Raw genomic sequence first — 26,414 nt, 5'->3', positions numbered from 1 at the left:
GGTCTGCCCATGAGTTCTTTTTTCAAGCCGCAGAAAGTTCGCCTGATGGCGACGTGTGTGCTGGGAATGATCTTGATCACAGTACTGTTTTTGCGGTTCGTTGATCTGCGCCCCGAGGTGTCGCCAGATTTCTTCTTTAGCTCAAATGATCCAGAGCTTGCTCAGTCTGCAGCCATTCATGATCTCTTTCCTTCTGATGAATTCCTGATTATCAGCGTTGCTGGACGAGATATTTTTTCTCCTCGATATTATGCGCGGCTAATAAATTTGTCGGAGGATCTTGCCAAGATCCATGGAATAACTCGCCTGATAAGCGTTGCCACAGGCCCAGAGGACGTCAAGGCGGCAAGCGAAAGCCCCTTTTGGCGACCGCTTCTAATCGGCGAAGATAACAGTGCTACATTGATTATTGCCTTTGTCGGTACAAATTCCCCTAATGGTCTGATTGGCGAGATTGAGGCAGCATCAGCGCTCTTCAACGACGGAGACGCGTTTCATATTCGTTTGTCCGGGATGCCCTACATTGTCGAGCAAATACGTCGAAGCTTGATATATGATCTGCAAGTTTTCAGCACAGCATCACTAGTTATTTTTGTCTTCATCCTGTTGATCGTTTTCCGCTCACCGGTGATTGCGCTGGGGGGCTGTGTGAGCGGTATTACTGCTATATTTCTGACTCTGTTGATCTTGCAATTGCTCGGTCAGTCCATCGGTATTCTGACGGCAAATCTCGCCATTATTGTTTTTGTGCTGGTTCAGTCCCAGGCGATTTATTTGACGGCTAATTGGCGGCAAGTAAGTGATCTGGGGGAGCTTGATGCAGTAAGGTATGCCGTTTCGCAGACTTTCCGTGCGTCCTTCTGGTGTATGGTGACGACGCTTCTGGGCTTTGCCGCCCTCCTCAATGTAGCAGCGGAGCCATTGAGCCAGCTTGGAGCTGGGGGCATCGTTGGCTCTTTTGCGGCGCTTCTGTGTTGCTATCTGATCTATCCCGCATTCTTACTCTTCGCGGTCAGGCGATCGACGGAAAAACATGCTGCGAGCGACATTGCAAATAGAAAACCAATAGTTGTCATTCGATACGGAATTGGCGCCTGTTTGATATTGATTGCAGTTGCCTCTGTGCCGGGTCTTTTTCGGTTGAATACCGATCCGAGCCTTCTAAACTATTTTGAGAAAGATTCCGACCTTTTTGAAGGGTTGGCTTTTGTTGATCGAAACGGGGGGAGTAGTCCGCTGAAGCTCGTTGTTCGTCTGAAAGATGGCGGCAGGCTCGACACCGAAGCAGGTTATGAGGCCATGTGGAACTTGCATAACGACTTGCTGGCGGAGAAAAATGTCGGCACTGTCATTTCCCTTCCGGCGCTATTGGCGGAGGCCAACTCACATCCGTTGGCCTTTTTGCTGCCATGGCGGGAAATCGTGAGCCTTTTGTCCCTTGGCATTAATGATAACGTAGCGGATAATTTCCTGAATGATGACCGGAACCAGACATTATATCTACTTAGAATGAAAGAAACGTCACGGAACGAGTCTCGCAATACGGTTACACAGCGTCTTCAGGAAATTGTTGCGGCGGCGGGGTTTGAATCGGCCTTGACCGGAGGGGTCTATGCACTACAGGGACGCCTCTCCGATCTTGTGACGCGGAGCCTTATTACCGGAACATCCATGTTGCTTTTGTTGTTTGGGCTGATTGCCTGGATAGTTAGCCGGAGTTGGCAGGTGGCGCTCGCGATGATCCTGACGGCCGCGCTCATCCCCTTGACAGTGCTGGGCAGCGCGGGTTGGTTTAACGTGCCGGTGGATGTTATTTCCGCTCCCGCAGTTAGTGTCTGCTTCGGCATTGCTGTGGATGCGTTGATCCATCTGGCCTTGGCACTTCGGCGAGATGGGTTTCCCGGAAAAGGTGCGGCGGCGATCACGCGAGCACTACAGGAACAATCAGTGGGCATTGTGACGTCCAGCGGTATCATTGCGATTGGTTTCCTGATCTTTTCAATCTCAGCTTTTCCGCCGACCGTTCGGTTCGGCGGCGAGATTGTTTTGGGCGCTCTTTTCGCAGGGGCGGCAACTCTCACTCTTTTCCCATTGTTGGCGAGATTTCTCACTAGAGGAACGAGAGTTGAATGAGCATTGATTTTACAAAAACCGGTTTGCCGGTTGTCGATATTCTGGAGGATGTCGCATCGGCGTTGGAAAATTCTCCGTCGGCCATTCTGGAGGCTGCGCCCGGTGCGGGTAAGACGACGCTGGTGCCGCTCTATTTGCTGCAAAAGGGATTAGTCGGCAGTCAAAAAGTTATCATGCTGGAACCGCGCCGTCTCGCGGCCCGCGCAGCGGCGCGCCGAATGGCGGACCTTCTAGGTGAAGACGTTGGGAAGACGGTTGGTTATCGCGTGCGACTCGATAGCAAGGTCAGCCACCAGACACGGATCGAGGTGGTGACGGAAGGGATATTGACCCGGCGCCTGCAATCTGATCCGGAACTCGCGGGCGTTGGGCTGATTATTTTCGATGAGTTCCATGAACGCAGCCTGCAGACTGATCTGGGTCTCGCTCTGGCGCGACAGGTTCAGGAAGTTTTGCGCGACGATCTGAAGTTACTCTTGATGTCCGCCACGATTGAAGGTGAGCGTCTATCCAATGCCTTGAGTGGCGCACCTGTGATCAAGAGCGAAGGCCGTCAGTTTCCGGTTGAAACAAGGTTTTTGGAGCGGCCTTCTACCAAACGAGTTGAGCAAACTGTAGCGGCGGTCATTGAAGATGCAACGCAGCAAGATGAAGGCGATATTCTTGTCTTCCTGCCCGGCGCTGGGGAGATCAAACGAACAGAGAAGTTGTTAGCAGGATCAGCCAAGCTGAAAGACTCGCTGGTTATGCCGCTTTATGGCAATTTGCCCGCCCGGGAACAGGACCGAGCCATTCAGCCTGACCCGGAGGGAAGACGAAAAATAGTTCTATCGACGGATATTACGGAAACAAGCCTCACTATTGAAGGGGTGAAAATTGTTATCGACGCGGGTTTGGCCCGTAATCCCATGTTTGATCCAAATAGCGGAATGACGGCGCTGGTAACCCGGCGCGTCAGCCGCGCATCGGCGGATCAGCGCCGGGGTCGTGCCGGCCGGTTGGGACCGGGAATATGCTATCGCCTCTGGACGGCGGCGGAGGATCGGGGGCTGATTGATTTTACCTCCCCCGAGATCATGAATGCGGATTTGAGCTCACTTGTTCTGGAGCTTGCTAATTGGGGTGTAAAGGACGTTACGGAGCTATATTGGATGGATGCTCCGCCGCCCGGGCCTTGGGCGCAGGGTCAGGATCTGCTTCGTGCACTTGGTGCCCTTGATGAGGAGGGGAAGATCACTGCACTGGGGCAGGAAATCGTTAAGTTACCACTCCACCCTCGGCTTGCCGGCATGCTTTTGTGCGCTCAGGATATTAACGCTGAGGCTCTCGCTGCCGATATCGCGGCACTCCTTTCGGAAAGAGATATTATGCAGCGTGATCGTGAATTCCCTAATTCCGACATTCGCGCGCGTCTGGAAATTCTCGAAGAGGTAAGGAGAGGCAATGCAAAAAAAGGAAGTTTTGGTTCTTCTCAGCAGGTTTTGCGCGTGAGTAAGGATCTGACCCGAAGACTTTCTATCAAAGATGCTGGAAGAGAAATCGGACTTGCCGGACAATTGCTTGCTTTCGCCTATCCTGACCGCATTGGTGAATTGCGAGAGGGGAGTGAAGTGCAATATCGCCTTAGCGGAGGGCGCGGCGCGCGCCTCGCAGAGAATGACAGTCTTAAAGGAGAGCCCTACATAGTCATCGCTGAGTTGGATGGGAGGGGAAGAGATGCGCGAGTTGATCTTGCCGCGCCGATTACGTCCGAGGAAATCGAGGACAATCTCGCGGATCAGATTGTATCCGTGCGCCGGGTTTACTGGGACGAAAAGAAAGAGCGGGTTATCGCCGTTGAAGAGCGAAAGCTAGGGGCTTTGATGTTGGAAAGCCAGCGTATCAAGAATCCTGCGCCGGAAGAAATATCTACGGCTCTACTGAATGCCATACTTGGAAGGGGGTTGAAGGTCCTCCCGTGGAGTTCTGAAAGCAAATCCTTTATCGACCGTGTCAATTTCGCACGGCATCATGATCCGGAGGGCGGCTGGCCGGATTTATCCCCAGAGGAGCTGGAGGAAACGCTAGATATATGGCTCTTACCCTATCTTGCCGGGCTAACATCCCTTGCAGATATAAAGCAGTTAAACCTGCTGGAGATACTCAAAAACTATTTAAGCTGGGAACAGCTGACGCATCTGGAAAATTTCGCCCCCGCAACGATCAGGGTGCCGAGCGGCTCTGATATTCGCCTTGATTATTCGAATCCAGATACGCCGGTTCTTGCCGTGCGCCTGCAGGAGGTTTTTGGCCTGAGCGATGTTCCAAAGCTGGCGGAGGGACGTGTTGCGGTGTCCGTTCATTTACTGTCCCCAGCGCGACGGCCGGTTCAGATTACGCAGGATCTGGCAAGCTTCTGGCAAAAAACCTATTTGGAGGTGAAAAAGGATTTGAAAGGCCGATATCCTAAACACTACTGGCCCGATGATCCGATGCAGGCCGAAGCAACCCATCGCGCAAAGCCGCGCAAAGCATAGTTTGATATTCTGATCAGATGGCCGCGAGGCAGGCGATCAATATAAAGATTTCCGCCACCTGCTGAATGGCACCCACTACATCTCCTGTTTGCCCACCGATCTGGCGTTTTGCTATCATACCCATCAAGCTGGCACCGATAATCCCGGCCATGAGGGCAATAGCTCCGAGTTGCGGCCCGAGAATAAAAATAGCAATAAGGATACAGATAATTGTGCTGACCAGCGGTGCCTTCATATCTGGCCTTCCTACGCCATGTCCAAGCCCATCCTCTCGCGCGGCGGGCATAAGATAAAGTGCCCATGTCATCAGACCCCGACTAAGCGCAGCGGCCACTATTAATAAGGAAAAGCCAAAGAGCGGATCGGGCATGCCGCCAAGAACAGCAATTTTCAGGCCGATAAAAAGGATAAGAGCCACAACGGCATAGGTGCCGACGCGACTGTCCCGCATGATCGCCAGCTTTTTCTCTTTATCTGCTCCGCCGCCGAAACCATCCGCAACGTCTCCGATCGCATCTTCATGCAATGCGCCAGTGACGATGATCTGTGCGCCCACCGCGAGGATAGCAGAGACATAGAGAGGCAATCCCAAATACGCAGCAAGGATATAAACTGTTCCTGATACACCTCCAACAATCAAGCCGATCAGTGCGAAGGCCCGACAGGCGGTCTTAAGGGCGGACACGTCAAAGGTAAACCCCGGCTGGATTGGCAGGCGTGTCAGAAAGACAAGCGCCACCATGAAGTCCTGCACCCAGCCGCCTTTGTAAGCCATATGGTTTTTGGATTGAGGATCGGTCATGTCAGCCTATTTAAGTTTCTGTGGAAGCCCGGCGGTTATAAAATATACCTCATCGGCGATTTCCGCTATCTGTTGATGAAGCCGACCCGCATGATCCCGAAAGGCCCGCGATAACGCATTATCGGGAACGATGCCTTGACCGACTTCGTTCGAGACAAGGACTAGCGGTCCCGGAAGGGCCTTTATCGTATCAATCAGTTGTTCGAACTCTTCTTTAATGGGTCGGTTACTTGCCATCAGATTACTGAGCCAGAGGGTAAGACAATCCACTAGAATGATCCGCCCCTTCGCAGAATGAGTAATTATTGCACCTGACAGATCAAGGGGTTCTTCAACTGTTTTCCAACCGCTTCCCCGGTCTTCCTGGTGGCGGGCAATACGGTTTTCCATTTCGCTATCAAAGGCTTGGGCCGTCGCCAAATAAAGGCGGGACAAACCGCTTTCAATCGCCAGATTTTCTGCACAACGGCTTTTGCCGGATCGAGCACCACCAAGGACAAGAGTGATTTTGCCGCCCATTTTACCTCCGATCAATTAGATGAATGAATGATCCGGCAACAGACCCGACCACTGCTCCAGCGGACCCAAGGTCTTTGCCCGTTGCGTCTGATATGTTGAACAGGGGCGGCACTTCTCCTGATTTGGTAAGCGTTGCATAATGGAATTCATGGGCCGCTAAAGCGTCATTTGAATTCCCAAGAATGCACTTTGACGTGAGGCGCGCATTGCGATATCCGAGATAGAGTTTCGGTTCCGCGAAAGTTGTTTCAATGGGTAGCAACCCCAGCATCTTGTGGCCCGCACCTTGCCTGTCAGTGAGCTCTTCGCCGAGGACCATAAAGCCCCCGCATTCGCCATATACCGGTTTGTTTTTCGACGCAATGGCGCGGACACCCGCCTTGAATGTTTCAGATGCGGCAAGAGTGTCACCATAGAGCTCTGGATATCCGCCGGGTAAAAAGACAGCGTCGGAGGTTTGATCCGGCGCCTCATCTGCAAGGGGAGAGAAAAAGTAATTTCCGCTCCAGATTGTTGCCATCCTGCAAGAATATGTGGATACGTAAATGCAAAGGCATCGTCCTCGGCTATGGCGATCCGCTGTGCCAGTGGTGGAATGAACGAATTTGGGGTTTCTTTCATTGGCGCATTCGGTTTTGCGATTTTTCGCAAAAATATCAGATCGCAGTTGGTTTCAACAATATCTGCGGCCGTTTCCAGAAATACCTCAAGGTCCGGTTTCTCGCGAGCCTGCACCAGCCCCAGATGTCGATGATTGAGTGTAAGGCTCTCTGATTTTGGTATAAATCCAAGTGCCGGAATACCTGCATCTGCCGCGGCACTTTTGAGAAGATCGACGTGGCCCGGCCCGCCGACTTTGTTGAAAATCACACCTGCGAGAGAGGTATCCTCCCTATGGTTTTCAAAGCCTTGCAGGAGGGCCATAACGCTCGCCCCTTGACCTTTGGCGTCCACCACAAGAATGAGCGGAATTTGCCAATCGGCTGCAACATCAGCCGTTGAGCCTGTCCCGTCCCGCGCGCCATCGAACAGCCCCATCACGCCTTCGCCGATAACTAGGTCTTTGTTTCGCCTGACGTGCTCTAGAATGGTGTTTTGGCTTTCCGGTCGCATTGCCCAAGGATCGAGATTGAGACAGGGATTGCCGCTCGCATAGCTATGAAATACCGGGTCGATATAATCTGGACCGATTTTGAAGGAGCCTATGTCGATGCCCTTTCGGCGGAATGCCCGCAGCAGAGCCAGCGTGATTGTCGTTTTCCCTGAGCCAGACGCGGGCGCAGCAATAATCAGAGTAGGGGCATTCGCGGATGCCATGTCAGATCCCGTCAATTCCAGCGGAATAGCGGCTGTACCAGTCAAGATGCGGTCGAAGGTTCACAACTTCCCCGACAACAATTAGGGCCGGAGGCTTCAGGCCACTTTTCTCGACATCTATTGCGGCGTTCTCCAGCGTCGATACAATAACTTCCTGTTCTTCCGTTGTAGCCTTGAAGATGACCGCGACGGGCTCTTCTTTCGGGCGGCCAAAGCCGATTAATCGTTCTGTGATCGTCGCGATATGTTTCAGTCCCATATAGATAACAATTACCGGCGAGCCCTTGGCAATATGCTCCCAATCGACGTTCGGCACTTCGCCACTCGCGTCATGGCCGGTCAGGAAGGTAACGGCAGAATTGGTTTCCCGATGGGTGAGGGGAATGCCCGCATAGGCCAGACCGCCAACACCTGAGGAAATGCCAGGAATGACCCGAAAAGGGATATTGTGGGCAGCGAGCATTAATGCTTCTTCACCGCCACGGCCAAAGATGTAAGGGTCTCCACCCTTGAGGCGAAGCACTTTTTTCCCTTCACGGGCGAGGGCGATCAGCCGCTCTGTGATATCCGTCTGTTTCGGCGAAGGCTTGCCGCCGCGCTTGCCGGCATATTCGAGAATAGTATCTGGCCCGGTCAGGCTAAGAATGTCCTGACCGACCAGCGCATCATAAACCAGTACGTCCGCTTGCCGTAACGCTTCATAGCCGTACAAAGTTAGCAGTCCCGCGTCACCGGGACCGGCGCCAACCAGCCAGACGGATCCCGGATCGAACGCGGGTAGTTTACTCAAAATTTCTTCCATAACCTTCTTTTACACATCTATTCTCAAGACGCCTAGCCATCAGTGAGGCCGGGGCCTATAAATGTAACTATGACAGAGAAATCCGCAAAGGAACTGCGATATGGATGGACCACTGGCGCTTGCGCAACCGCCGCAACGAAGGCGGCATTGACGGCGTTATTTGGTGGCGCCTTTCCGGACCCGGTGACAATTACCCTGCCACGCGGTCAGAATCCTGCTTTTGCCTTGGCAACAGAGGAAAAAGGCCAGGACTTTGTTCGCGTCAGCGTCATTAAAGATGCGGGCGATGATCCGGATGTTACTCATCTTGCGCGGATTATTTCGACCGTCAGGCGAGGTAAGGCCGGTGCAGGTATTCGTTTCCTTGCGGGTAACGGTGTAGGGACTGTCACAAAGGACGGGTTGCCCATTTCCGTTGGTAACGCGGCGATTAATCCCGTGCCGCGACAGATGATGCAGGAGGTCGTTGCCGAGGTAGCCGGTAGTTTTAAGGAACCACAGGATATTGATATCGAGATCAGTGTTGAGAATGGCGAGGAACTCGCGCGTCACACAATGAACAGGCGCCTTGGCATTGTTGGTGGCCTCTCAATTCTGGGGACGACCGGTATTGTCGTGCCCTATTCCTGCGCTTCCTGGATTGCGTCAATCCACCGTGGCATTGACGTTGCGCGGGCGAATAACCTCGCTCATCTAGCTGCAAGCACGGGGTCAACATCCGAAAAGGCCGTGGCGGCGATTTATGATCTGCCGGAAGCCGCTTTGCTGGATATGGGAGATTTCGCGGGCGGTGTGTTGAAATACCTTAGAAAGCATCCTGTGCCACGCCTCACAATTGCCGGCGGATTTGCCAAGATTACCAAGCTTGCGTTGGGGCATATGGATCTTCATTCTGGGCGTAGCCATGTTGATTTTAGCTGGTTGGCCAATCAATTGGCGACCCTCGGAGCGGATGCGGATTTAGTTGCTATGACTGCAAAGGCAAATACGGCGATGCAGGTCCTTCAATCCGCCGAGGCAACGGGTCTCCCTTTAGCGGATTATGTCGCACAAAAGGCGCGAGAAGTTGCGTCGGAGATTGTGGGTGATGGTATTATCCTAAATGTACTTATTTTTGATCGATCCGGAAATTTGGTGGGCCGGAGTGATGACTAAGAATAAGAAAATTCTCCTCCTTGGCGGGACGAGCGAAGCAGTCGAACTAAACGAAACCCTAGCGGGAAGGTCCGACGTTGACTTGATCACCTCCCTTGCTGGACGTACGCGCAATCCGACGTTGCTGTCCGGAAAAACGGTTGTCGGCGGGTTCGGCGGAGAAGAGGGGTTAATAAACTTCATCGCCGACAATCAAATTGAACTTGTCATTGATGCGAGCCATCCGTTTGCTGGAAAAATCACCCAGAATGCCTGCGCTGCATGTGCGGAATGCGGTATCGCCTATCTACGGTTTCAACGCCCTGAATGGAAACAGGAGCCGGGAGATTGTTGGATTTCTGTTTCCAGCGTAGAGGGGGCCGCAAAGAAGGCGTGCGATTTCAATCGAATTTTTCTCACAGTTGGGCGTCAAGAACTCTTACCGTTTGAGGGAATTACGGGTAAATTCTTTCTGGTACGAAGCATTGAAAAGGCTGAGTTTGCGCCGCAGCAAAGCGAAGTAAAATTCATCCGGACACGAGGGCCATTTTCGAAAGAAGATGAAGTCAGATTGCTTTGCGAATATCGGATCGATCTGATTATCAGCAAAAATAGCGGCGGCACAGCGACCTACGCGAAAATTGCGGCCGCTCGGGAACTCAATATACCCGTTACCATGATAGCACGTCCGGTCTTGCCTGATTGCACCAGTTTTTCGGATATGGGTGCGCTACTTACTGCGGTTGGTTTATAGGCCGAAATTTTATGCTTTTCGTTTCGGCCGAAGGACATGCACATGATCCGCATGATAGAGGGCGCTGTCCCGATAACCCTTTGCCTCCAGCACGCGACCGACAATGATCAGGGCGGTGCGGGTGATTTTTGAGGTGCGGACTTTCCCTTGGATATCCGCAAGTGTCCCGCGAATGATTTGCTCATCCGGCCAGCTTGCTCGGAAGACTACAGCGACCGGACAATCCTCTCCATAATGAGGAATAAGTTCCGCCGTCACATTACGGAGATTTCGAACAGAAAGATGAATGGCAAGTGTGGCGCCGGACTTCCCAAGGGTCGCCAAATCCTCCCGATTTGGCATGGCCGTTGCCTTCATGGACGTGCGGGTCAGGATAACAGTTTGACTTACTTCGGGCAGGGTAAATTCAGTTTTTAGGGCAGCAGCCGCGGCTGCAAAAGCAGGCACGCCGGGTGTGATCGTGTATTCGATTTCGAGGTCATCAAGGCGGCGCATCTGTTCGCCAATTGCACCGTACAGACTGGGGTCGCCCGAATGCACGCGCGCAATATCGAGCCCATGGTCGTTCGCCTTGATCATTTCATCGATGATCTCGTCAAGGGTGAGGGGGGCAGTATCAATGATATGCGCGTTATCAGGAGCATGGGTCAGGATTTCCTCCGGCACGAGCGATCCTGCGTAAAGGCAGACCGGGCAACTCGCAATCAAATCGCGACCACGCAAGGTAATGAGGTCCGCAGCTCCCGGTCCGGCGCCAATAAAATGAACGGTCATGTATCTGTTCCTGTTTTCGCCTGTTTATCTGCTGATTTTCCGCTATATCCGCGGGGGTGTAAACCCAGCTTTTTGTTGCCGAATTCGTGGTAGTAATGCGGCTCTCGCTGGAGCCAACCATGACGAGCGTGAGCATATCAATCCTCTCTGGATCAAGATCGCTTAAGGTTGCGAATGAGACATCTTCCGTTTCCCGGCCCAGATTGCGTGCAATAATTACGGGTGTATTCATGGGACGATGCTGAAGCAGAATTTTCTTCGCGGCATGAAGCTGTGTCCGTCTTTTCATGGAAACGGGGTTATAAAATGAAATGACGAAATCGCCTTCCGCGGCGGCCGTAATTCGCTTTTCAATCACCTCCCGCGGGGTGAGCAGGTCGGATAGCGAGATTGTGCAAAAATCATGTCCAAGCGGCGCTCCGGCCCGTGCCGCAGCCGCTTGCAATGCAGAAATACCGGGCGTAACCTCAATATCAAGGCGGTTCCATTCTGAATTTTCTTCTCGGTCGATAAGTTCAAAAACGAGGGTTGCCATGGCATAGATGCCGATATCGCCGGAAGAAATGAGGGCGACATTTTTCCCTTCCGCGGCGAGATCAAGTGCCGCGCGAACACGCTTTTCCTCTTCTCCGAGACCAAAGTCATGGCGCCGCTTGCCATCGATACTATGTCCCAAAAGGTCAAGATAGAGGCCATAAGCGACAAGATCGGTTGCTTCTTCAATCAGACGGCTTGCCTCCGGTGTGCGCCAGGGTTTCTGCCCCGGTCCAATTCCGATGACAGAAAGCTTGCCTTGCATTCGTCCTATGTTGGTTGCGTCGATGAATGCCGGGGATAGCGCGACAGCGCACGTCGCTCTTTGTGACTTTTCTTTTGGGATGATCAGACTTCCTTCCGGTCCGGCCGCGGCAAGCGCGGCGCCCTCGCTCACGCCATAACAGCCGACTTCCTTGAAGACGACGTCCGACGGCGTTGCAAGGCGAGGGGTTTCCTCAGCCAACTTTGCGGCCGTGAAAAAACGTGCCTGCAACCCAAAATGAGCAGCTACTGCATGTACGGCGGGTTCGTCTGATTTCAGGTCAATCGAACAGACGGCGCCCACGGCAAGTGGACTTATCTCCGAAGTAGAGAGTGTCTCTTTCACCAGTTCAATCAGATCGGCGGGCGGGGTGTTTCTCTCGCAGCCTACGCCGATGGCCAGTCTTTTCGGGTGGTAATAGAGCTTCTCGCTACTTCCATTTCCGGCTTTGTGGGTGATTTCAATCGTCAGCGTCCCATCCTCGGCAAAGGGCAGGTTGGATGTGCTTAACCAGCCATGGACGCCTTCCAATCGTATTTTTTCGCCGCTCAGGATCTGCGCCATAAACTCCTTAACATGTTGCGGGTTGGCAAGGGTGAGGTCACTTGGCGGTGCGTCCAATGCGATGTTGAAATGAATATCACTGGCCGTCGTGATTGCCGCATGGGCATTCAGCTTCTCCGCTATTTCCCGGGCCAATCCGTTGGCGCCGTGATGACCGCCGAGAAGTGGCACGATATTGCTTCCATCATCTGCGATAGCAACTACCAGTGGCTCGGTCAGCTTGTTCCGCAGGATTGGGGCGAGGCATCGGATTAGAATGGCGGCGGCGCAAATACCAACTATAGGTGTGCCTGCGCGAAATAGTTCCTGCAAATGGGACGCCGTTTGTGTGAAAGTTAAGTCGGTTTCCTCCGTCCTCCCGGCAAGTCCATGTATGAGGGCTTCCGGATAGGATTTTTGAATTCGTGCCGCTGTCTCCCGGCCACTTTCATTCAGGAGGATGACGGCAATTGGGGGTGTCATTTCCATGCCTGTCCCCGCTTGTGAATAAGGATCATTGAGAAATAAGGGGCGGCGTTCTCAGGTACATCGGAGAGGGGTAGGATTTTCTCTGTCTCCATTGTTGCTCGCTCGATATACCGAGCATTTTCCGCAAGTCCAAGTTCGAAGATTATATCACGGACACGGGCGAAATGGCGGCCAACCTTCATGATTGCGGCACTGTCGGTTTCGCGGAGCCGGTCCCGCAATACTTCGGAAGAGAGCGGTGCGGGCAGCACGGTCAGGATATCATTCCGTGCCGAAAGAGGCGATTGCAGCGCTGTCGCGCAAGCGGTTAGGGAGGAGACACCCGGAACCACTTCGACTGGATATTTCTCGGCAATTCGTCCAAATAGATACATGAAGGAGCCATAAAAAAAGGGATCCCCCTCACAAAGGACGACGACGTCCTCTCCTTTTGCAAGATACTTGCCCAGCTCTTCGGCCGCATCATCATATGCGGCCTGCGCGGGGGCACGTTCGACAGTCATTGGGATGCGCACGGCAATTTCTGTTTTCGGCTCCGTCAAGTGCGGCGCTATGATCGCCCGGGCAAGGCTGTCACCATCTTCAAGCGCCGGATAGGCAAGCACTTTCGTTGCCTGCAGCAGCTTAAGCGCTTTCAGGGTGATAAGGTCCGGATCGCCCGGGCCGATCCCGAGACCGTAGAGGGTGCCTGTCATTCTTTTACCAATCGTATTTGGGTTACCTGGCGGAAGGGTTTCCAGCTTGTGAACCTACCAATTTTTTCCGCACGTGAAATGTTATGCCGTGTCAATGTCCCGCCGAAGCGGTTATGGATTTCAAAGAGGTGTTGTTCGCCTTCAATGGTGACGGCATTGCATACCAATCGGCCGCCCTGTTTGAGGGACGACCAGCAAGAGTCGAAAACGCCTTCATGGCTGAGGCCGCCACCGACAAAGATTGCGTCCGGAGCGCTGAGTTTAGATAGGGCGTCTGGCGCTGTTCCCTTGATCAGTTTCACCTGCGGCACGCCCAGTTTCCGGCAGTTTGCCTCGATCAGGGATTGGCGATCTTCCCGGGGCTCGATTGCAAATGCGCGGTTCGCCGGGTGGCACCGCACCCATTCTATGGCGATGGAGCCTGAGCCGGCACCAACGTCCCAGAGAAGCTCTCCCGGAAACGGCGCAAGGGCGGATAGCGTTGCGGCGCGGATTTCCTGCTTTGTGATTTGGCCATCATGATCGAACGCATTGTCGGGAAGGCCGGGGGTTTTTGAATAGAGTTGCGCGGCTGCATCAGAAGGGCATTGAAGGGCGATCGTGTTCAGATCGCGAAAGGTTTGGGTGCCGAAGTCTTGGGCGGTTCCATGATGGATTTTTTCCGCAGCGCCGCCCATATGCTCCAGTACGGACATCTCCGTTTTTTCCATGCCAAATGATTTGAGAAGAAGAGCGACATCGGATGGTGTCTTGCCGTTATCGGAAAGGGCAAGAATTCGACTGTTTGGCGCAAGATAGGGGATGAGTAGTTCCAGCGGTCGGCCATGGAGAGTGATCTGTTCGGTTCGGGATAGATCCCAACCAAGACGGGCAGCGGCGAGGCTGAACGCGGAGAGGGCAGGGAATATTGCCAGCTCCTCCGCCGGCAGTCTTTTCGCAAAGGTCACGCCGATGCCGTAATGCATGGGATTGCCCGTTGCGAGAATGCAGATATTGTCCCCACGCCGCGCCATGATTTCTTCTACTAGTATCATAAGCGGGCTTGGCCAAGTTTTTCGCTCCCGTCTGTCATCGGGAAGCATGGCGAGGTGTCGATCTCCGCCGACCAGCAGGGCGGCTTGCTCAATTGCGCGCCGTGCTGCGGGAGAAATATTTTCCACCCCGTCTTCACCAATTCCGACAATGCTGAGCCAAGCTGTCATATGCGCTCCTGAGCGAGACTGGCAAAAGCATTTAGGGCGGCAGCGGCCATTGCGCTTCCGCCTTTTCGGCCGCGTAAGGTAATAAAAGGAACGCCGAGATGGCTCTCTACCAAGGCCTGCTTTGACTCTGCAGCACCCACAAAACCTACAGGAAAAGCAAGAATAGCGGCGGGTTTCGGTGCCCCATTCTCTATTTGCTCAAGGAGGTGGAAAAGCGCCGTCGGCGCATTGCCAAAGACAGCCACAGCGTTCTCAATCCGGTCAAGCCAGAGATCAACCGCCGCGGCAGACCGGGTTGTCTTTCTCTTTGCGGCCATTTGCGGTGTATTCGGGTTATTCAAACTGCAAATAACCTCATTTCCAGCGGGCAAGAACCGGCGAATAATGCCATGGGTCACCATTTCGCAGTCACAAAATATTGGGGCACCCTCCCGAAGCGCCGAAACAGCCGCGCTGGCGATATCGGGGTGATAGGCAAGGTCCGGTAAAATCTCCGGCATACCGCAGGCGTGAATTATGCGCGTAGCCACCGTCTGCATGTCGGCACTCATGCCAGAGAAATCAGCTTCGCGCTTTATTGCCGCGAAGGATTCCTCATAGATTGCCGCCGGATCGCGCAAATAGTCATACATGGCGTCAGTTGCCGCTCTTCTTCATACTAACCGGCCCCAACGGGTGATCGGCGTGGGGATAGGGATGATGCGCATGATCATGCGCATGGTCGCCATGTCCATGATGCTCATGTTGATGACTATGGTCATGCTTGTGATCATGGCTATGATCGCCAGTGCCAATCCCTTCCACATGATGGTGGTGGCTTTCCTGTTTTAGACCGACTTCATCCTCAAACCCGAGGGCCTGTTCACGATACTTGCACATGCCACAGTTCATGTTGTTTTGCCCGTTTAGAATTTCCTCAACCCGGTCTGCGAAACAGTCGAGCACAAGCGGATGATCATTGAGATAGGGAGCCTTGATGAATTCGATGTCCGGATGGGCCGCGGCAACCTTATCCGTATAGTCGTAGATCTGATTGACGAGAACACCGGTAAAGAGGAAATAAGGAAACACAACGATCCGCTTATAGCCAAGCCGAGCTGCATGCTCCAACCCCGGCTCCACCAGCGGGAAGGTGACGCCCGAATACACCGTCTCTCCCCAGCCAAAACCAAGCCCTTCCCACAGGAGGCGCATAACCTTCGTGACGTTGGAGTTGGCGTCCGGGTCCGACGCACCACGCCCGACGACGACCAGCATGGTTTCATGCAGTGGCACGTTATCCTGGGCGCTTGCAAGCGCCTCCTTAATGCGCTCTCCCGCCGCGCGGATCATTTTTGGATCGATGCCAAGTTCCCGCCCGTAGGAAATCGTCAGACCGCCGTGCTCGGTAGCATACCGATTTAGGACGGAGGGGATATCATTCTTAGCATGTCCGGCGGCAAATAGCATGCCCGGAACGGCAAGGATATGATTATGGCCACTCTCCCGGAGCCTATCCAGACCATCACGAATGATGGGTGTGGCAAATTCAAGGAAGCCCGATTCAACATGGTACTGGGGCAGGCGTGCGGCAATTCCTTCCGCAACGGAAGCAAACTCACTAACCGCTCCCTTGTCGCGGCTACCGTGGCCGCAGACCATCACGCCATATTTTTCCGTCATATCAAGCTCCAGTTTCTGCGCGTATGTACTGCGCCGTGGTTAGTTTTAGGGGGCAGCCTTGTCCGGGGTCAACAACTTCAGGATTGACGTGCCTGCAAGCCCATATCATGTTGCGTCGATGTCCAACATACTGTTCACGTCTAGCTCTGCTTTTTTCACACCACCGTTGATTATCCTGTTGGCGCTGATTATCGATGCGCTGGCGGGGGACCCGAAGTGGCTTTACCGAACTATACCGCATCCGGTTGTTTTGCTGGGCAACCTGACCGCAATGTTGGAGAAGAATACCAACAAATCCGGAAACAGCGACTGGCAGCAGTTTCTGGCCGGTGTGCAAACCTGTGTAGCCATCATTGGTATTGCGACCGTAGCTGGATATGTCGTCGCGATACTTTGCCAGAGCTTTGCCGCTGGGATGATCTTGCTGGCAATATTGGCGAGCAGTTTGATCGCATGGCGGAGCCTTTACACTCATGTTCAGGATGTGATGATTGGTCTGGATGTCAGCCTTGACGAGGGACGAGGGGCGATCTCCCATGTCGTCGGGCGCGATCCAGAAGGTCTGGATGAGAGCGCCGTTTCGCGCGCAGCTATCGAATCGCTCTCGGAGAATTTTTCCGACGGCACGGTTGCACCTCTCTTTTGGTTTGTCTTGTTGGGACTTCCCGGGCTTTGTGCCTATAAGGCCATCAATACCCTCGATAGCATGATTGGGCATCGCAACGAGCGATATGAATATTTTGGTAAAGCTGCAGCGCGGATCGATGATGCCGCGAATTATATTCCAGCGCGATTGACCGCGCTCTTGATTGTTGTCGCGGCCTGTCTGGTGAAAGGGGCGAACGCGAAGGTCGCCCTTCGAGCCATATTCAACGACGCGCGCTATCACCGCAGTTTTAACGCGGGTTGGCCGGAGGCAGCTATGGCGGGAGCTCTCGGTATCACTCTTGCTGGTCCGCGAGTTTATGGTGGAGTTGAAGTTCCAGACCGTTGGATGAACGAGAACGGCGCGCGTGATGCTGGGCCGGAACATATCTTGCGCGCGCTCATGCTCTACCGGGTGGCGGGCGGTTTGACTATGGCGCTGCTTCTTGGCCTCGCACTTGTCATATACAGCTTTAACTGATCCCATTTGCAACCTCCAGCAGGCCGTTTAGGTCCAAATTATGCTCCATATGACTTGCAAGTTTATCTAAAGTACTCTCCACAAGATATTCAAAGTTATCAATTTTTTCATTTCGAAACTTAAACCGGTTAATAAAATTATATCGAAACTCATCGCTCGCGAACAACCCGTGTAAATAGCCCCCCATAATTCGGCTATTCGCTGAAATTGCTCCGTCTGAGCCAGAGGCAAGCGTAACAAATGGTCGATCGAGAGCCGGGCCAGTACTTCGGCCCACATGCATATGATACCCGCGTATCTTGGTGCCAGTCAGATGCTCCGATCCATCCTCCTCTATCAGTTTCTTTTCCGCCGTGAGGATGGTTTCGAAATCGAGAAGACCAAGTCCGTCGATGGTTCGCGCAGGTCCCTCAATGCCGTCCGGATCAGAGAGCTTTCGGCCCAGCATCTGATAACCCGCACAAAGACCAATGACCGTTCCATCCTGTCTGACATGGGCCTGTATATCGATATCCCATCCTTGAGATCGTATGAAATCCATATCGGCCAGCGTGGCTTTTGAGCCGGGTAGCAAAATTACATCCATTCCGGCGGGAATGGCACTGCCAGTGCCGCACCATATGAACCGTTACGCCGGGCTCCGCAAGCAACGGAACAAGATCATCGAAATTGGCGATGCGTGAAAAGACAGGGACAGCAATATTGACCGTGCCCTCACGCGGGGCCTGCGATGTGATCGCGAAGGCATCTTCCGGTGGCAAGTAATGAGCCTCGGGGAAGAAAGGGAGCACACCGAAGCTTTTAAGACCAGTCTTCTCACTCATAATGCTAAGTCCGTCATCAAAGAGAGAAATATCGCCGCGAAACTTGTTGATAAGGTAGCCTTTTGTTCTCCGTTGCTCCGACGGTGAGAGCAGCATGTGCGTGCCGACAATCTGCGCGATAACGCCACCCCGGTCGATATCCCCGATCAGAGCAACCGGTATATCGGCGGCTTCGGCAAACCCCATATTGGCGATGTCATTGGCGCGGAGATTGACTTCCGCGGGGCTGCCTGCGCCTTCAACAAGCACCAAGTCAGCGCCCTCCCCGATCCGGTGGAAGCTTTCCAGCACCTTCGAGAGCAGCTCCGGTTTCATCTTTTGATAATCGCGGGCGACCGCCGTGCCGTACATTTTCCCCTGCACAATCACCTGTGCGCCGATATCGCTCTGTGGCTTCAAAAGCACCGGGTTCATGTCATTGAGAAGGGGTGTTCTTGCGGCCTGCGCCTGAAGTGCCTGCGCGCGTCCAATTTCGCCCCCTTCAATCGTGACGGCCGCATTGTTCGACATGTTCTGCGGCTTGAACGGCATGACTTTCATCCCTCGATTGCTGTAGGCACGGGCGAGGCCAGCGACAAGCAAAGACTTGCCAACATCCGAACCCGTTCCTTGCAGCATGAGGGTGGCTGTCATTAGAATTCGATCCCGACCTGTGCCTTGACGCCCGAGCGGAAGGGATGCTTGATCTGCGTCATCTCGGTTACGAGATCAGCAATCTTGATCAGCTCGTCCTTGGCGTTCCGCCCCGTAACGACAACATGCAATTTTTCCGGCTTGTTCTTAAGGAACTCGATCACTTCACCAAGCGGGAGGCTATCGTATCGGAGCACGATATTTAGTTCATCAAGGATCACCATATCATAGGCGGGATTGTCCCCGCGGCTCGCCTCGATCATTTCTTTCGATTTCTTCCACGCATTCTCGGCGGCGCGGATGTCTCGCTCCCGGTCCTGGGTTTCCCAGGTAAACCCTTCGCCCATGGTGTGAATTTCGATCTGGTCAGGAAAAGCTTCCAGAACTTTGCGCTCTCCCGTTTCCCATTTTCCCTTCACATATTGCACGACGCCGACTTTCATATCGTTACCGATCGCGCGCGCGGCGAGCCCGAAGGCCGCCGTCGACTTGCCCTTGCCTTTGCCGGTATGAACAATCAGCAGGCCTTTCTCAATTGTTTTTTTTGCCAGCATCTTGTCGCGAGCTGCTTTTTTCTTTGCCGCCTTTTCATTGGCGCGGGCGATTTCTTCCGGGGTCAGCTTGGTGGTCATCGGGTTCCCTCCCGTTTCAGCATTGCAAGGTCATCGTGAATAGTGTTGCGTCGGGGACGCCAAAGGTCGCGGTCAAGCGCTTCCTGAAACCGGTCAGCCATTTCGCTCAGGGCGTCAGGGTTATTCTCTTTCAGGAAGTCACGGACCCGTCCGTCCGCCAGATAGGCGTCAAAAACCGCATCAAAATGATGATCCTTTACGGCCTGTGCCGTGGCGGCGAACGCGAAAAGATAGTCGACGGTGGCGGCCATTTCGAACGCACCCTTGTAGCCGTGGCGCATCACGCCCTCGATCCATTTCGGATTGGCGGCGCGGGCCCGGACGACGCGGCCCACTTCTTCCTCCAGTGTCCTGATTTTCGGGCTTTCAGGACGTGAATGGTCATTATGATAGACAGTCGGTTGCGTGCCCTTGATATGCCGGACGGCGGCCGTTACACCACCTTCAAACTGATAATAATCGTCACTGTCCAGCAAGTCATGCTCACGATTGTCTTGGTTATGGATAACGGCCTCAACATTGCCGAGCCGCTGTTCGAACAAGGATTGCTCTGCCTTACCTTCTTCGCCAGCACCATAGGCATAACCACCCCAGGCGATATATGCGCGCGCAAGATCACCGGAGTCCGTCCAGCCTTTTTCATCGATTAAAGCCTGTAATCCTGCACCATAGGCGCCCGGCTTACTGCCAAAAAGGCGATAGCCCGCTCGCTTTTCAGCAATTTCTTCGGAAATGCCCGCTTTCACGAGTTTATCTTTATCAGCACGGACATGCGCGGCGAGGGGGTTGGTTTTTTCGTCTTCATCCAATGCAGCGACGGCCCTAACGGCACTATCAAAAAGTGCCATCTGCTGCGGGAAGGCATCGCGGAAAAAGCCGGAAATGCGCAGCGTTACGTCAACGCGGGGTCGATCCAGCAACTCCGCGGACATGATCTCAAATCCAGTGACCCTGTTGGATGCCTTATCCCATGTTGGTCGAACGCCCATCAGTGCAAGAGCCTGAGCAATATCATCCCCGCCGGTTCTCATGTTGGACGTACCCCATGCACTTAGGATCATCGTCTTTGGCCATGCACCATTTTCCTGCCGAAAGCGATCAACAAGAAGTCCTGCGGACTTCCAGCCCAGCAACCAGGCTGTCGGGGTCGGGACTGCGCGACTATCGACGGAATAGAAGTTTTTCCCCGTCGGAAGCACATCATTCCGGCCACGCGTGGGCGCACCGGAAGGTCCGGGCTCAACAAACTGTCCGTTCAACCCTTTAAGAAGGCCGGCTAACTCCGCCTTGCCGCTGGTTTCGACGGTCGGCCGCAGATGATTCTCAAGGCCATTCAGCACCGTCTTTGTCCGATGCCAACCTTCTTCGGGAGACGTCTCGCCAGATACAAGAGCGGCGGCAAGCTGTTCGATCCGTTCCACAGTATCGCCGTTGGATCGCCAGGTTCCCTCAAAGTCTAGAGCTTCAGGGCGGGCGCCATCCCATTCTGCGCCCATCTCGCAATCGAGAGGATCGAAATCCTCCAGCAAATTAAGATCCAGCGCGATGCTGCGGATAAGGGAGGCATTCGCGCCGTCGCCATCTCCGCGTGGAATGCGTAGGAGCGCGACCAGCAGATCGGTGAGCTGTCGACCGGACGGAGATTTTCCGAAAATATGAAGGCCATCGCGGATTTGCAGCTCCTTCAATTCGCACAGATAATTATCGAGCTTGGTAAGTCGTTCATCTTCTGGCTCGTCAGGAGCAATTCCACAGTCAATATTGATGCCCGACATCTCTGTCAGTTCAAGAATTTGCTCCCGCAGCAGGACGATGCGCCGGGGATCGACGCCGGCGGCTTCATAATATTCATCGACAAGTCGTTCCAGATCAGCAAGCGGGCCATAGCTTTCCGCACGGGTCATGGGCGGCGTCAAATGGTCGATAATGACGGCACTGGCGCGACGCTTCGCCTGCGTTCCCTCGCCAGGATCATTCACGATGAAGGGATAGAGATGCACTGTCGGGCCAAAAACAGCCTCGGGGTAGCACTCACGGGAAAGCGCAACGGATTTGCCCGGCAGCCATTCCAAGTTGCCGTGTTTCCCCATATGGACAACGGCGTGAACCTGTTCTTCCTCTCGAAGCCAGGCATAGAAGGCGAGATATCCGTGCGGGGGAACGAGGTCCGGGTCATGATAGCTCGCTGTCGGGTCGATATTATAGCCGCGTGCGGGCTGGATGCCGACGATCACATTGCCGAGTCGACGGGCTGCGAGGAGAAACTGCTCCCCTTCGATGAACGGATCACTTTCCGGGTCGCCCCATCTTTCGATGATTTCGTTTTGCAGCTTTTCTGGTAAGGTCCTGAAGTATTCGCAATAGCGGGAGAGGGGATAGGCAATGCCGTTTTCCCTTTTGCCTTCTTGTCTCGGTCATTCGTCGGCCCGTCCAGCAAACCCTTTATCAGGGCATTCCCATTCTCGGGAATGCTTGAGACCGAGTATCCTTCGGATTGCAACGCATTCAGGACTTCGATGGAACTCGCGGGCGTATCAAGGCCAACGCCATTTCCGATCCGGCCGTTCTTGTTGGGATAGTTCGCAAGGATCAGTGCGATTTTCCGGTTCGTCCGCTGCGTGTTGCGCAGCCGCGTCCAGTTTGCCGCAAGATCGGCAACGAAATCCACTCGGTCCTGCACAGGTTTATAGGTGATAATATTCGTTTGGGTCGCCTCGTCATATCCACCGTCGGCCTTAAACGAAACGGCACGCGAGAGAATTCGTCCATCTACTTCGGGTAAGGCGACATTCATGGCTATATCGCGGGAGGAAAGGCCGGTGACACCTTCCTTCCAATGGTCTTCATTGCCGCCAGAAAAAATCACCTGCAGAATTGGGCAATCAGCGGCGTCAAAGGGAGTGGATTTTCTCGCTCCGCCGGGGCTGGAAATAGCGAAGCCAGTGGCATTCAACAACACAGACGGCGGTGCTTCGGCCAGTAGATGTTCGATAATCTCCGCCGAAACTGGATCCTTCAGGCTGGAGACGAAAATGGGAAGCGGGTTTAGTCCACGGCTTGAAAGGGCTTCGATCAGGGCATCCACCGGGGCTAGATTATTCGCCTGATACAGCGCACGGTAAAAAATAATGCCGGTAACTGGAGTATCTTCCTTCCAGTGCCGCCGAATATCCGCCATGCTCAGTTGTGTCTCATTCGGCCAGTACAATCCAGCCTTTAACAGCGGCTTGGGTTCGCGCCAATCGGTTTCATGATCCAGTAGATACGCACTATAATCCAGAAAACCTGAGTAATTCTCTTCACCGCCTTCAACAAGATACCGCCAGAGCCGATGGGCTGTCCCATGCGGAACGGTATTGAGGGCGGCGAGTTCTTCATCCGGTTGATCATCCCCCGGCAGGAAAGCAAGCATAATTCCTTTTGCGCGACAGCATTCGGTGATTTTTTCCACCGCATAGGGCCAGTAGCCGATTCCGCCCAACAGGCGGACAACCACCAGCTTTGCGTTGGCAATCATATCCTCAACATAGATATCGACGGAAAGATTGTGGGACAGCTGCATCGTATTGGCAAGCCGAAGGGATGGCGCGCGTTCACGCGTCTTCTGGCTCAGTGCCAGGCTGGACAGCTCCGTATCCGCCGCGGACAGAAAAATGATATCACCCGGCACCTGTTCGAGATCAACCGCTTCCGATCCATCAGCAATGCCGCCGGGTATGGCCGCCAGAAGATGCATGTTAGCCCTTTATTATTTTGGTGATGGTGGACTGATCCATATCGTGCTCGCCAATTATCACGAGCTTGCTGATACGTTTCTCATCGGCGGCCCATTCCCGATCATAATAGTGCTGTAACCGACTGCCGACGCCCTGCAGAACGAGCCGCATATCCTTGTCCTTCACGGTAAGGAAACCTTTCACCCTCAAAATATCTTCCGCGGCGATGGCCTTTTCCAGCTTGGCAATCAGTGTTTCTGGAGATGTGATCTCCCCGACCTCCAGAACAAAACTGTCAAAGTCGTCATGCTCATGGTCATCGGCATCATCATGAACCGACGGGCGCGCGTCTAGATCATCCTCTGCCGCTGCACCAAGACCCAGCAGAACCCGAGCGTCCAGCTTACCATGGCTCGTCTGGAGCATTTTCACCTGTGGACGGAGACGATCCTTTAGTCCGGCGGTGGCCGAGGAGAGTTCCTCATCTGCAAGCATGTCCGCCTTGTTGAAAATGATCATGTCGGCGCAATTGATCTGATCATCGAACAGCTCTTCCAGCGGGCTGTCATGATCCAGCATTTCGTCAGCTTCCCGCTGGGCCTGCACGGCGTCGGGGTTAGCGGCAAACAACCCATCACGATAGGCCGGGCCATCAATCACGGTAACCACTCCGTCGACTGTTACTTGCGTGCGCACTTCGGGCCATCCAAAGGCCCGGACAAGCGGTTTTGGAAGTGCAAGGCCAGAGGTTTCGACAATGATATGATCGGGGCGATCTTCGCGGCTTAGTATTTTCTGTATGGTGGGGAGGAAATCATCGGCAACCGTGCAACAAATACAGCCGTTGGCAAGCTCGACAATGTCTTCTTCCGTGCAGTTTTCATTGCCGCATCCCTTGAGGAGGTCCCCGTCGACGCCAAGGTCGCCGAACTCATTGATGATAAGTGCCAATTTTCGGCCCTCCGAATTTTCGATTAGGTGGCGGATCAGGCTGGTCTTGCCCGCGCCAAGGAAACCGGTGATAACGGTTGCCGGTATTTTCTCACTCATATCATTACTCCGGGGAAATATGTCGCGCAGGCCAAAGGGCCGGCCGGGCAGGGGCGTTTGGAATTAGGGTGCGGATATCGCAATGTCATTACGCTCATCATGATCCTCCGTCATGCAGCAGAAATTGATACAGTTGATGGCAGGTCTCCTGGCTTGCGAATGGCACCGGCACTTACCTTCCCGATTGTCTCAGTGGTTTTTTGTGCAGGCTAGTCGCATACAGTTGCGGGGACAGCCGCGGCATTGACCCATGGATCGCACCGCATTCCCTTATAATCCCTGATTGGGAACCATCGGAGCGGACGCTACGGCGGAAAGCGTTGCCTGTCAATCCATTGACGGTGCTTTTATCGATTTGCCCAACGGTCCGGGCTTTTTTAGGATGCCCACTCGACCGGCTTCCGTTCAGAGTAGTCCAAAACAGAGCCCCCGGTGATTCTGCGAGACAGAAATCATCAGTCCTGCCAACGATATTGAGATCCATCTCATTTAGTATTGGAAATGGCGTAATTATTCGAACTCGGCATCCCTTAAACTGCTTCGTGATTGCAGAATGCAGTTTGTTTTCGCAAATTTATCCTGTAGTTTCTTGGCCATGGCGGAAACAGCGAAAAATAAAATTGTCGTCAAGGACCTGTATAAGAGCTTTGATGGCGTTCAGGTTTTGAACGGCATAAATCTTGAGGTGAAAGCTGGCGAGATTCTAACTTTGATTGGGCCGTCAGGCGCTGGCAAGACGTTGACGCTGAAATGCATTCTCGGATTGATCAAACCCGACAGTGGCTCGATCCTCCTCGACGGGAAAGAAGTTAGCGATATGCCGGAGAAGGACCGGATGGAATTTTTCCGAAAATTCGGTATTCTGTTTCAGCGTTCGGGATTGTTCGACGGCCTTCGGGTCTGGGAGAACATCGGCTTTCGCCTGAATCAGCAATCCGGTGTGAACAAGCAGGATGTCAAGGCAATGGCCATCAAGAAGCTGCGCTCTGTCGGACTGTCGGCGGATGTAGCTGACTTATTCCCGTCGGAACTCTCCGGCGGTATGCAGAAACGTGTTGGGTTCGCCCGTGCAATAGCCGGGGATCCTCCGATCCTGTTTCTGGATGAGCCAACTGCCGGGCTCGATCCGATAATGAGCAATGTCATCAATGATCAGATTTTCAATAACGTTCGTGAACTCGGCAGTACAGTTATGGCGATAACCAGTAACTTGCTGACAGCACGTATTATTTCCGACCGCATCGCCATGCTGCATGAGGGACGCGTTGTCTGGACGGGCGACGTCCGTGAAGCGGGGCATACGGATGATCCATATGTGTCGCAGTTCTGGAATAAGCGAAAAGATGGACCAATTCAGATGTCGGTTTCGACTGTTTCAGCCTGAATTTCCGTTATTTGGTGATCACGTAAAACATCCTGAAAGCGTCTAGTTTGGGCTTTGTTAGCGAGTCAAATTAGCGTGGTTTCCATGAATGATGGCAAAAGTGACAGCCTGACAGCTTCAGATTTATTGACGCCACGGGACAATCTGCCGTGGCGCAAAGAAGAGCAGGCTCTGACCCGCTGGGTGCGCCCCTTTATAATAGATAACGCGGTTACACGGACGCATTGCACGTCAGTATTAACACAGGAAAGAAGGGAGCGAACACTCCTTCGGGATTCCGTTGAAGGGGAACTCGCGCGGCTGTCTTCAGTTAAGCAACGCTTCTGGATCGCTGAGTATAGATTTCTTGAAAAACTGCTGTTGTTCAGACAGCTCGTGACTTATGCGCCGTCTTTTCTGAACCTCTCGCATATCATGCCAAAAAAGCTGATTTATTGCAGACGGATGGTGGTGCGGTCATACCTTGAACAGAGTTCTCTTCCTAATACGCCCTTTGTCGAAAAGCTGTGTAGGCAGTTTGTGCGCAGTTGCGTGTTCTTCTATCCGGCGGAAAAACTCATCGAGGCAAGCGATAAATTCATATGTCTAGCTGGGAAATCAGCGGATCAGTCAAGAGCGGCGAACCGGCAACGGATTGCCATGGAGTTGCGTGCACTTCAATTGATGAGTGATCGGGAAATATGCGATCAATTCAGATGCGAGGATGCATATTTGAATGAACTTGCCCTGTTGACCAAGCTCGCGCGCAATTATCGCCTGGGCGTTGATGATATTTTTCGGATAACGGCAGACGAAATCAGCAATTTCTGGAATTTTCAGGGCTAAAAGATGGAAATGATGCAGAAAACATGCCGTTGAGCGATGCGTGCCTTGCGCTTTTTTATCCGTAATCGTACCCTTATTTTTTA

Annotated in this window: 19 protein-coding genes, 3 pseudogenes and 1 riboswitch; of the genes and pseudogenes, 7 read left to right on the top strand and 15 right to left on the bottom strand. The window is 53.4% G+C overall.

Annotation, left to right across the window (positions count from 1 at the left end):
* Positions 1-9 precede the first annotated feature (9 nt).
* Both AC0L73_RS05725 and hrpB read left to right on the top strand, forming a co-directional pair.
* Positions 10-2,133 (top strand): efflux RND transporter permease subunit, encoded by a 2,124-nt coding sequence (locus tag AC0L73_RS05725; protein WP_473655092.1) that lies wholly within the window; start codon positions 10-12, stop codon positions 2,131-2,133.
* On the top strand, positions 2,130-4,649 hold the full coding sequence (gene hrpB, locus AC0L73_RS05720; protein ID WP_473655091.1) for an ATP-dependent helicase HrpB: 2,520 nt from the start codon (positions 2,130-2,132) through the stop codon (positions 4,647-4,649). The genes AC0L73_RS05725 and hrpB overlap by 4 nt, the downstream gene beginning before the upstream one ends.
* Before the next feature lie 13 nt (positions 4,650-4,662).
* On the opposite strand, the gene cobS is transcribed toward hrpB, so the two are convergent.
* The 5 genes and pseudogenes from cobS to cobA all read right to left on the bottom strand — a co-directional run bounded on the left by cobS (position 4,663) and on the right by cobA (position 8,089).
* On the bottom strand, positions 4,663-5,451 hold the full coding sequence (cobS, locus tag AC0L73_RS05715; protein WP_227949444.1) for an adenosylcobinamide-GDP ribazoletransferase: 789 nt from the start codon (positions 5,449-5,451) through the stop codon (positions 4,663-4,665).
* Between the two features lie 6 nt (positions 5,452-5,457).
* Positions 5,458-5,970, bottom strand: coding sequence for a bifunctional adenosylcobinamide kinase/adenosylcobinamide-phosphate guanylyltransferase (gene cobU, locus AC0L73_RS05710; protein WP_227949447.1), 513 nt, complete (start codon positions 5,968-5,970; stop codon positions 5,458-5,460).
* Position 5,971: 1 nt separating this feature from the next.
* Complete coding sequence (locus AC0L73_RS05705) at positions 5,972-6,490, bottom strand: hypothetical protein (RefSeq protein ID WP_473655417.1); 519 nt, start codon at positions 6,488-6,490, stop codon at positions 5,972-5,974.
* Between the two features lie 11 nt (positions 6,491-6,501).
* Positions 6,502-7,287 (bottom strand): annotated as a pseudogene (locus tag AC0L73_RS05700) (cobyrinate a,c-diamide synthase); the annotation flags it as partial.
* A gap of 1 nt (position 7,288) precedes the next feature.
* Positions 7,289-8,089, bottom strand: coding sequence for a uroporphyrinogen-III C-methyltransferase (cobA, locus tag AC0L73_RS05695; protein ID WP_473655090.1), 801 nt, complete (start codon positions 8,087-8,089; stop codon positions 7,289-7,291).
* A 69-nt stretch (positions 8,090-8,158) separates the two neighbouring features.
* Here cobA and AC0L73_RS05690 point away from each other — a divergent pair, with 69 nt between their 5' ends.
* Together AC0L73_RS05690 and AC0L73_RS05685 are read left to right on the top strand one after the other, a co-directional pair.
* A complete protein-coding gene (locus tag AC0L73_RS05690; RefSeq protein WP_473655089.1) occupies positions 8,159-9,244 on the top strand; it encodes a cobalt-precorrin-5B (C(1))-methyltransferase in 1,086 nt (361 codons plus the stop codon).
* Complete coding sequence (locus AC0L73_RS05685) at positions 9,237-9,977, top strand: cobalt-precorrin-6A reductase (RefSeq protein WP_473655088.1); 741 nt, start codon at positions 9,237-9,239, stop codon at positions 9,975-9,977. The genes AC0L73_RS05690 and AC0L73_RS05685 overlap by 8 nt, the downstream gene beginning before the upstream one ends.
* Before the next feature lie 9 nt (positions 9,978-9,986).
* Here the strand turns inward: AC0L73_RS05685 and cobM are convergent, their stop codons facing one another.
* Genes cobM through AC0L73_RS05655 form a run of 6 tightly spaced genes read right to left on the bottom strand, consistent with a single transcriptional unit; the run spans position 9,987 to position 16,141 of the window.
* Positions 9,987-10,700, bottom strand: a complete 714-nt coding sequence (gene cobM, locus AC0L73_RS05680; RefSeq protein ID WP_473655416.1) for a precorrin-4 C(11)-methyltransferase — start codon at positions 10,698-10,700, stop codon at positions 9,987-9,989.
* Positions 10,612-12,582, bottom strand: a complete 1,971-nt coding sequence (cobJ, locus tag AC0L73_RS05675; protein ID WP_473655087.1) for a precorrin-3B C(17)-methyltransferase — start codon at positions 12,580-12,582, stop codon at positions 10,612-10,614. Before cobJ ends, cobM begins: the two co-directional genes overlap by 89 nt.
* Positions 12,573-13,277 carry a precorrin-2 C(20)-methyltransferase gene (gene cobI, locus AC0L73_RS05670; protein ID WP_473655086.1) on the bottom strand — a complete coding sequence of 235 codons (705 nt, stop codon included), beginning with the start codon at positions 13,275-13,277 and terminating at the stop codon, positions 12,573-12,575. The genes cobJ and cobI overlap by 10 nt, the downstream gene beginning before the upstream one ends.
* Positions 13,274-14,479, bottom strand: a complete 1,206-nt coding sequence (cbiE, locus tag AC0L73_RS05665) for a precorrin-6y C5,15-methyltransferase (decarboxylating) subunit CbiE (protein ID WP_473655085.1) — start codon at positions 14,477-14,479, stop codon at positions 13,274-13,276. Before cbiE ends, cobI begins: the two co-directional genes overlap by 4 nt.
* Positions 14,476-15,111, bottom strand: coding sequence for a precorrin-8X methylmutase (locus AC0L73_RS05660; RefSeq protein ID WP_473655084.1), 636 nt, complete (start codon positions 15,109-15,111; stop codon positions 14,476-14,478). Before AC0L73_RS05660 ends, cbiE begins: the two co-directional genes overlap by 4 nt.
* 4 nt (positions 15,112-15,115) lie before the next feature.
* A complete protein-coding gene (locus tag AC0L73_RS05655) occupies positions 15,116-16,141 on the bottom strand; it encodes a sirohydrochlorin chelatase (RefSeq protein WP_473655083.1) in 1,026 nt (341 codons plus the stop codon).
* A gap of 58 nt (positions 16,142-16,199) precedes the next feature.
* On the opposite strand from AC0L73_RS05655, the gene cbiB reads away from it, so the two are divergent.
* Positions 16,200-17,267 carry an adenosylcobinamide-phosphate synthase CbiB gene (gene cbiB / locus AC0L73_RS05650; RefSeq protein WP_473655082.1) on the top strand — a complete coding sequence of 356 codons (1,068 nt, stop codon included), beginning with the start codon at positions 16,200-16,202 and terminating at the stop codon, positions 17,265-17,267.
* On the opposite strand, the pseudogene AC0L73_RS05645 reads toward cbiB, so the two are convergent.
* The 4 genes and pseudogenes from AC0L73_RS05645 to cobW all read right to left on the bottom strand — a co-directional run bounded on the left by AC0L73_RS05645 (position 17,260) and on the right by cobW (position 24,122).
* Positions 17,260-18,724: pseudogene (locus AC0L73_RS05645) on the bottom strand (cobyric acid synthase). The gene cbiB and the pseudogene AC0L73_RS05645 sit on opposite strands and share 8 nt — an antisense overlap.
* Positions 18,724-19,356 (bottom strand): cob(I)yrinic acid a,c-diamide adenosyltransferase, encoded by a 633-nt coding sequence (gene cobO, locus AC0L73_RS05640; RefSeq protein WP_227949475.1) that lies wholly within the window; start codon positions 19,354-19,356, stop codon positions 18,724-18,726. The pseudogene AC0L73_RS05645 and the gene cobO overlap by 1 nt, the downstream one beginning before the upstream one ends.
* A pseudogene (gene cobN / locus AC0L73_RS05635) lies at positions 19,353-23,092 on the bottom strand (cobaltochelatase subunit CobN). The gene cobO and the pseudogene cobN overlap by 4 nt, the downstream one beginning before the upstream one ends.
* A gap of 1 nt (position 23,093) precedes the next feature.
* Complete coding sequence (cobW, locus tag AC0L73_RS05630) at positions 23,094-24,122, bottom strand: cobalamin biosynthesis protein CobW (protein ID WP_227949479.1); 1,029 nt, start codon at positions 24,120-24,122, stop codon at positions 23,094-23,096.
* A 121-nt stretch (positions 24,123-24,243) separates the two neighbouring features.
* Positions 24,244-24,432: riboswitch (cobalamin riboswitch) on the bottom strand.
* Positions 24,433-24,717: 285 nt separating this feature from the next.
* Here cobW and AC0L73_RS05625 point away from each other — a divergent pair.
* Positions 24,718-25,506: an ABC transporter ATP-binding protein gene (locus AC0L73_RS05625; protein WP_473655081.1), complete on the top strand. Its 789-nt coding sequence runs from the start codon at positions 24,718-24,720 to the stop codon at positions 25,504-25,506.
* Positions 25,507-25,590: 84 nt separating this feature from the next.
* Positions 25,591-26,331, top strand: coding sequence for a hypothetical protein (locus AC0L73_RS05620; RefSeq protein ID WP_227949483.1), 741 nt, complete (start codon positions 25,591-25,593; stop codon positions 26,329-26,331).
* Positions 26,332-26,414 lie beyond the last annotated feature (83 nt).

The organism is Sneathiella sp. D3-11, from assembly GCF_055809395.1.
The sequence above is the reverse complement of the archived record's forward strand: the minus strand, read 5'-3'. Positions and strand labels throughout refer to the sequence as shown.

Excerpts from the sequence above, each read along its gene's own strand:
- cobO (WP_227949475.1), bottom strand. The coding sequence starts at position 19,356 with ATGACCACCAAGCTGACCCCGGAAGAAATCGCCCGCGCCAATGAAAAG.
- cobW (WP_227949479.1), bottom strand. The coding sequence starts at position 24,122 with ATGAGTGAGAAAATACCGGCAACCGTTATCACCGGTTTCCTTGGCGCG.
- AC0L73_RS05625 (WP_473655081.1), top strand. The coding sequence starts at position 24,718 with ATGGCGGAAACAGCGAAAAATAAAATTGTCGTCAAGGACCTGTATAAG.
- cobU (WP_227949447.1), bottom strand. The coding sequence starts at position 5,970 with ATGGGCGGCAAAATCACTCTTGTCCTTGGTGGTGCTCGATCCGGCAAA.
- hrpB (WP_473655091.1), top strand. The coding sequence starts at position 2,130 with ATGAGCATTGATTTTACAAAAACCGGTTTGCCGGTTGTCGATATTCTG.
- cobA (WP_473655090.1), bottom strand. The coding sequence starts at position 8,089 with ATGGAAGAAATTTTGAGTAAACTACCCGCGTTCGATCCGGGATCCGTC.
- AC0L73_RS05705 (WP_473655417.1), bottom strand. The coding sequence starts at position 6,490 with ATGGCAACAATCTGGAGCGGAAATTACTTTTTCTCTCCCCTTGCAGAT.
- AC0L73_RS05725 (WP_473655092.1), top strand. The coding sequence starts at position 10 with ATGAGTTCTTTTTTCAAGCCGCAGAAAGTTCGCCTGATGGCGACGTGT.
- AC0L73_RS05685 (WP_473655088.1), top strand. The coding sequence starts at position 9,237 with ATGACTAAGAATAAGAAAATTCTCCTCCTTGGCGGGACGAGCGAAGCA.
- cobJ (WP_473655087.1), bottom strand. The coding sequence starts at position 12,582 with ATGGAAATGACACCCCCAATTGCCGTCATCCTCCTGAATGAAAGTGGC.
- cobI (WP_473655086.1), bottom strand. The coding sequence starts at position 13,277 with ATGACAGGCACCCTCTACGGTCTCGGGATCGGCCCGGGCGATCCGGAC.
- AC0L73_RS05660 (WP_473655084.1), bottom strand. The coding sequence starts at position 15,111 with ATGTATGACTATTTGCGCGATCCGGCGGCAATCTATGAGGAATCCTTC.
- AC0L73_RS05690 (WP_473655089.1), top strand. The coding sequence starts at position 8,159 with ATGACAGAGAAATCCGCAAAGGAACTGCGATATGGATGGACCACTGGC.
- cobS (WP_227949444.1), bottom strand. The coding sequence starts at position 5,451 with ATGACCGATCCTCAATCCAAAAACCATATGGCTTACAAAGGCGGCTGG.
- cbiE (WP_473655085.1), bottom strand. The coding sequence starts at position 14,479 with ATGACAGCTTGGCTCAGCATTGTCGGAATTGGTGAAGACGGGGTGGAA.
- AC0L73_RS05655 (WP_473655083.1), bottom strand. The coding sequence starts at position 16,141 with ATGACGGAAAAATATGGCGTGATGGTCTGCGGCCACGGTAGCCGCGAC.
- AC0L73_RS05620 (WP_227949483.1), top strand. The coding sequence starts at position 25,591 with ATGAATGATGGCAAAAGTGACAGCCTGACAGCTTCAGATTTATTGACG.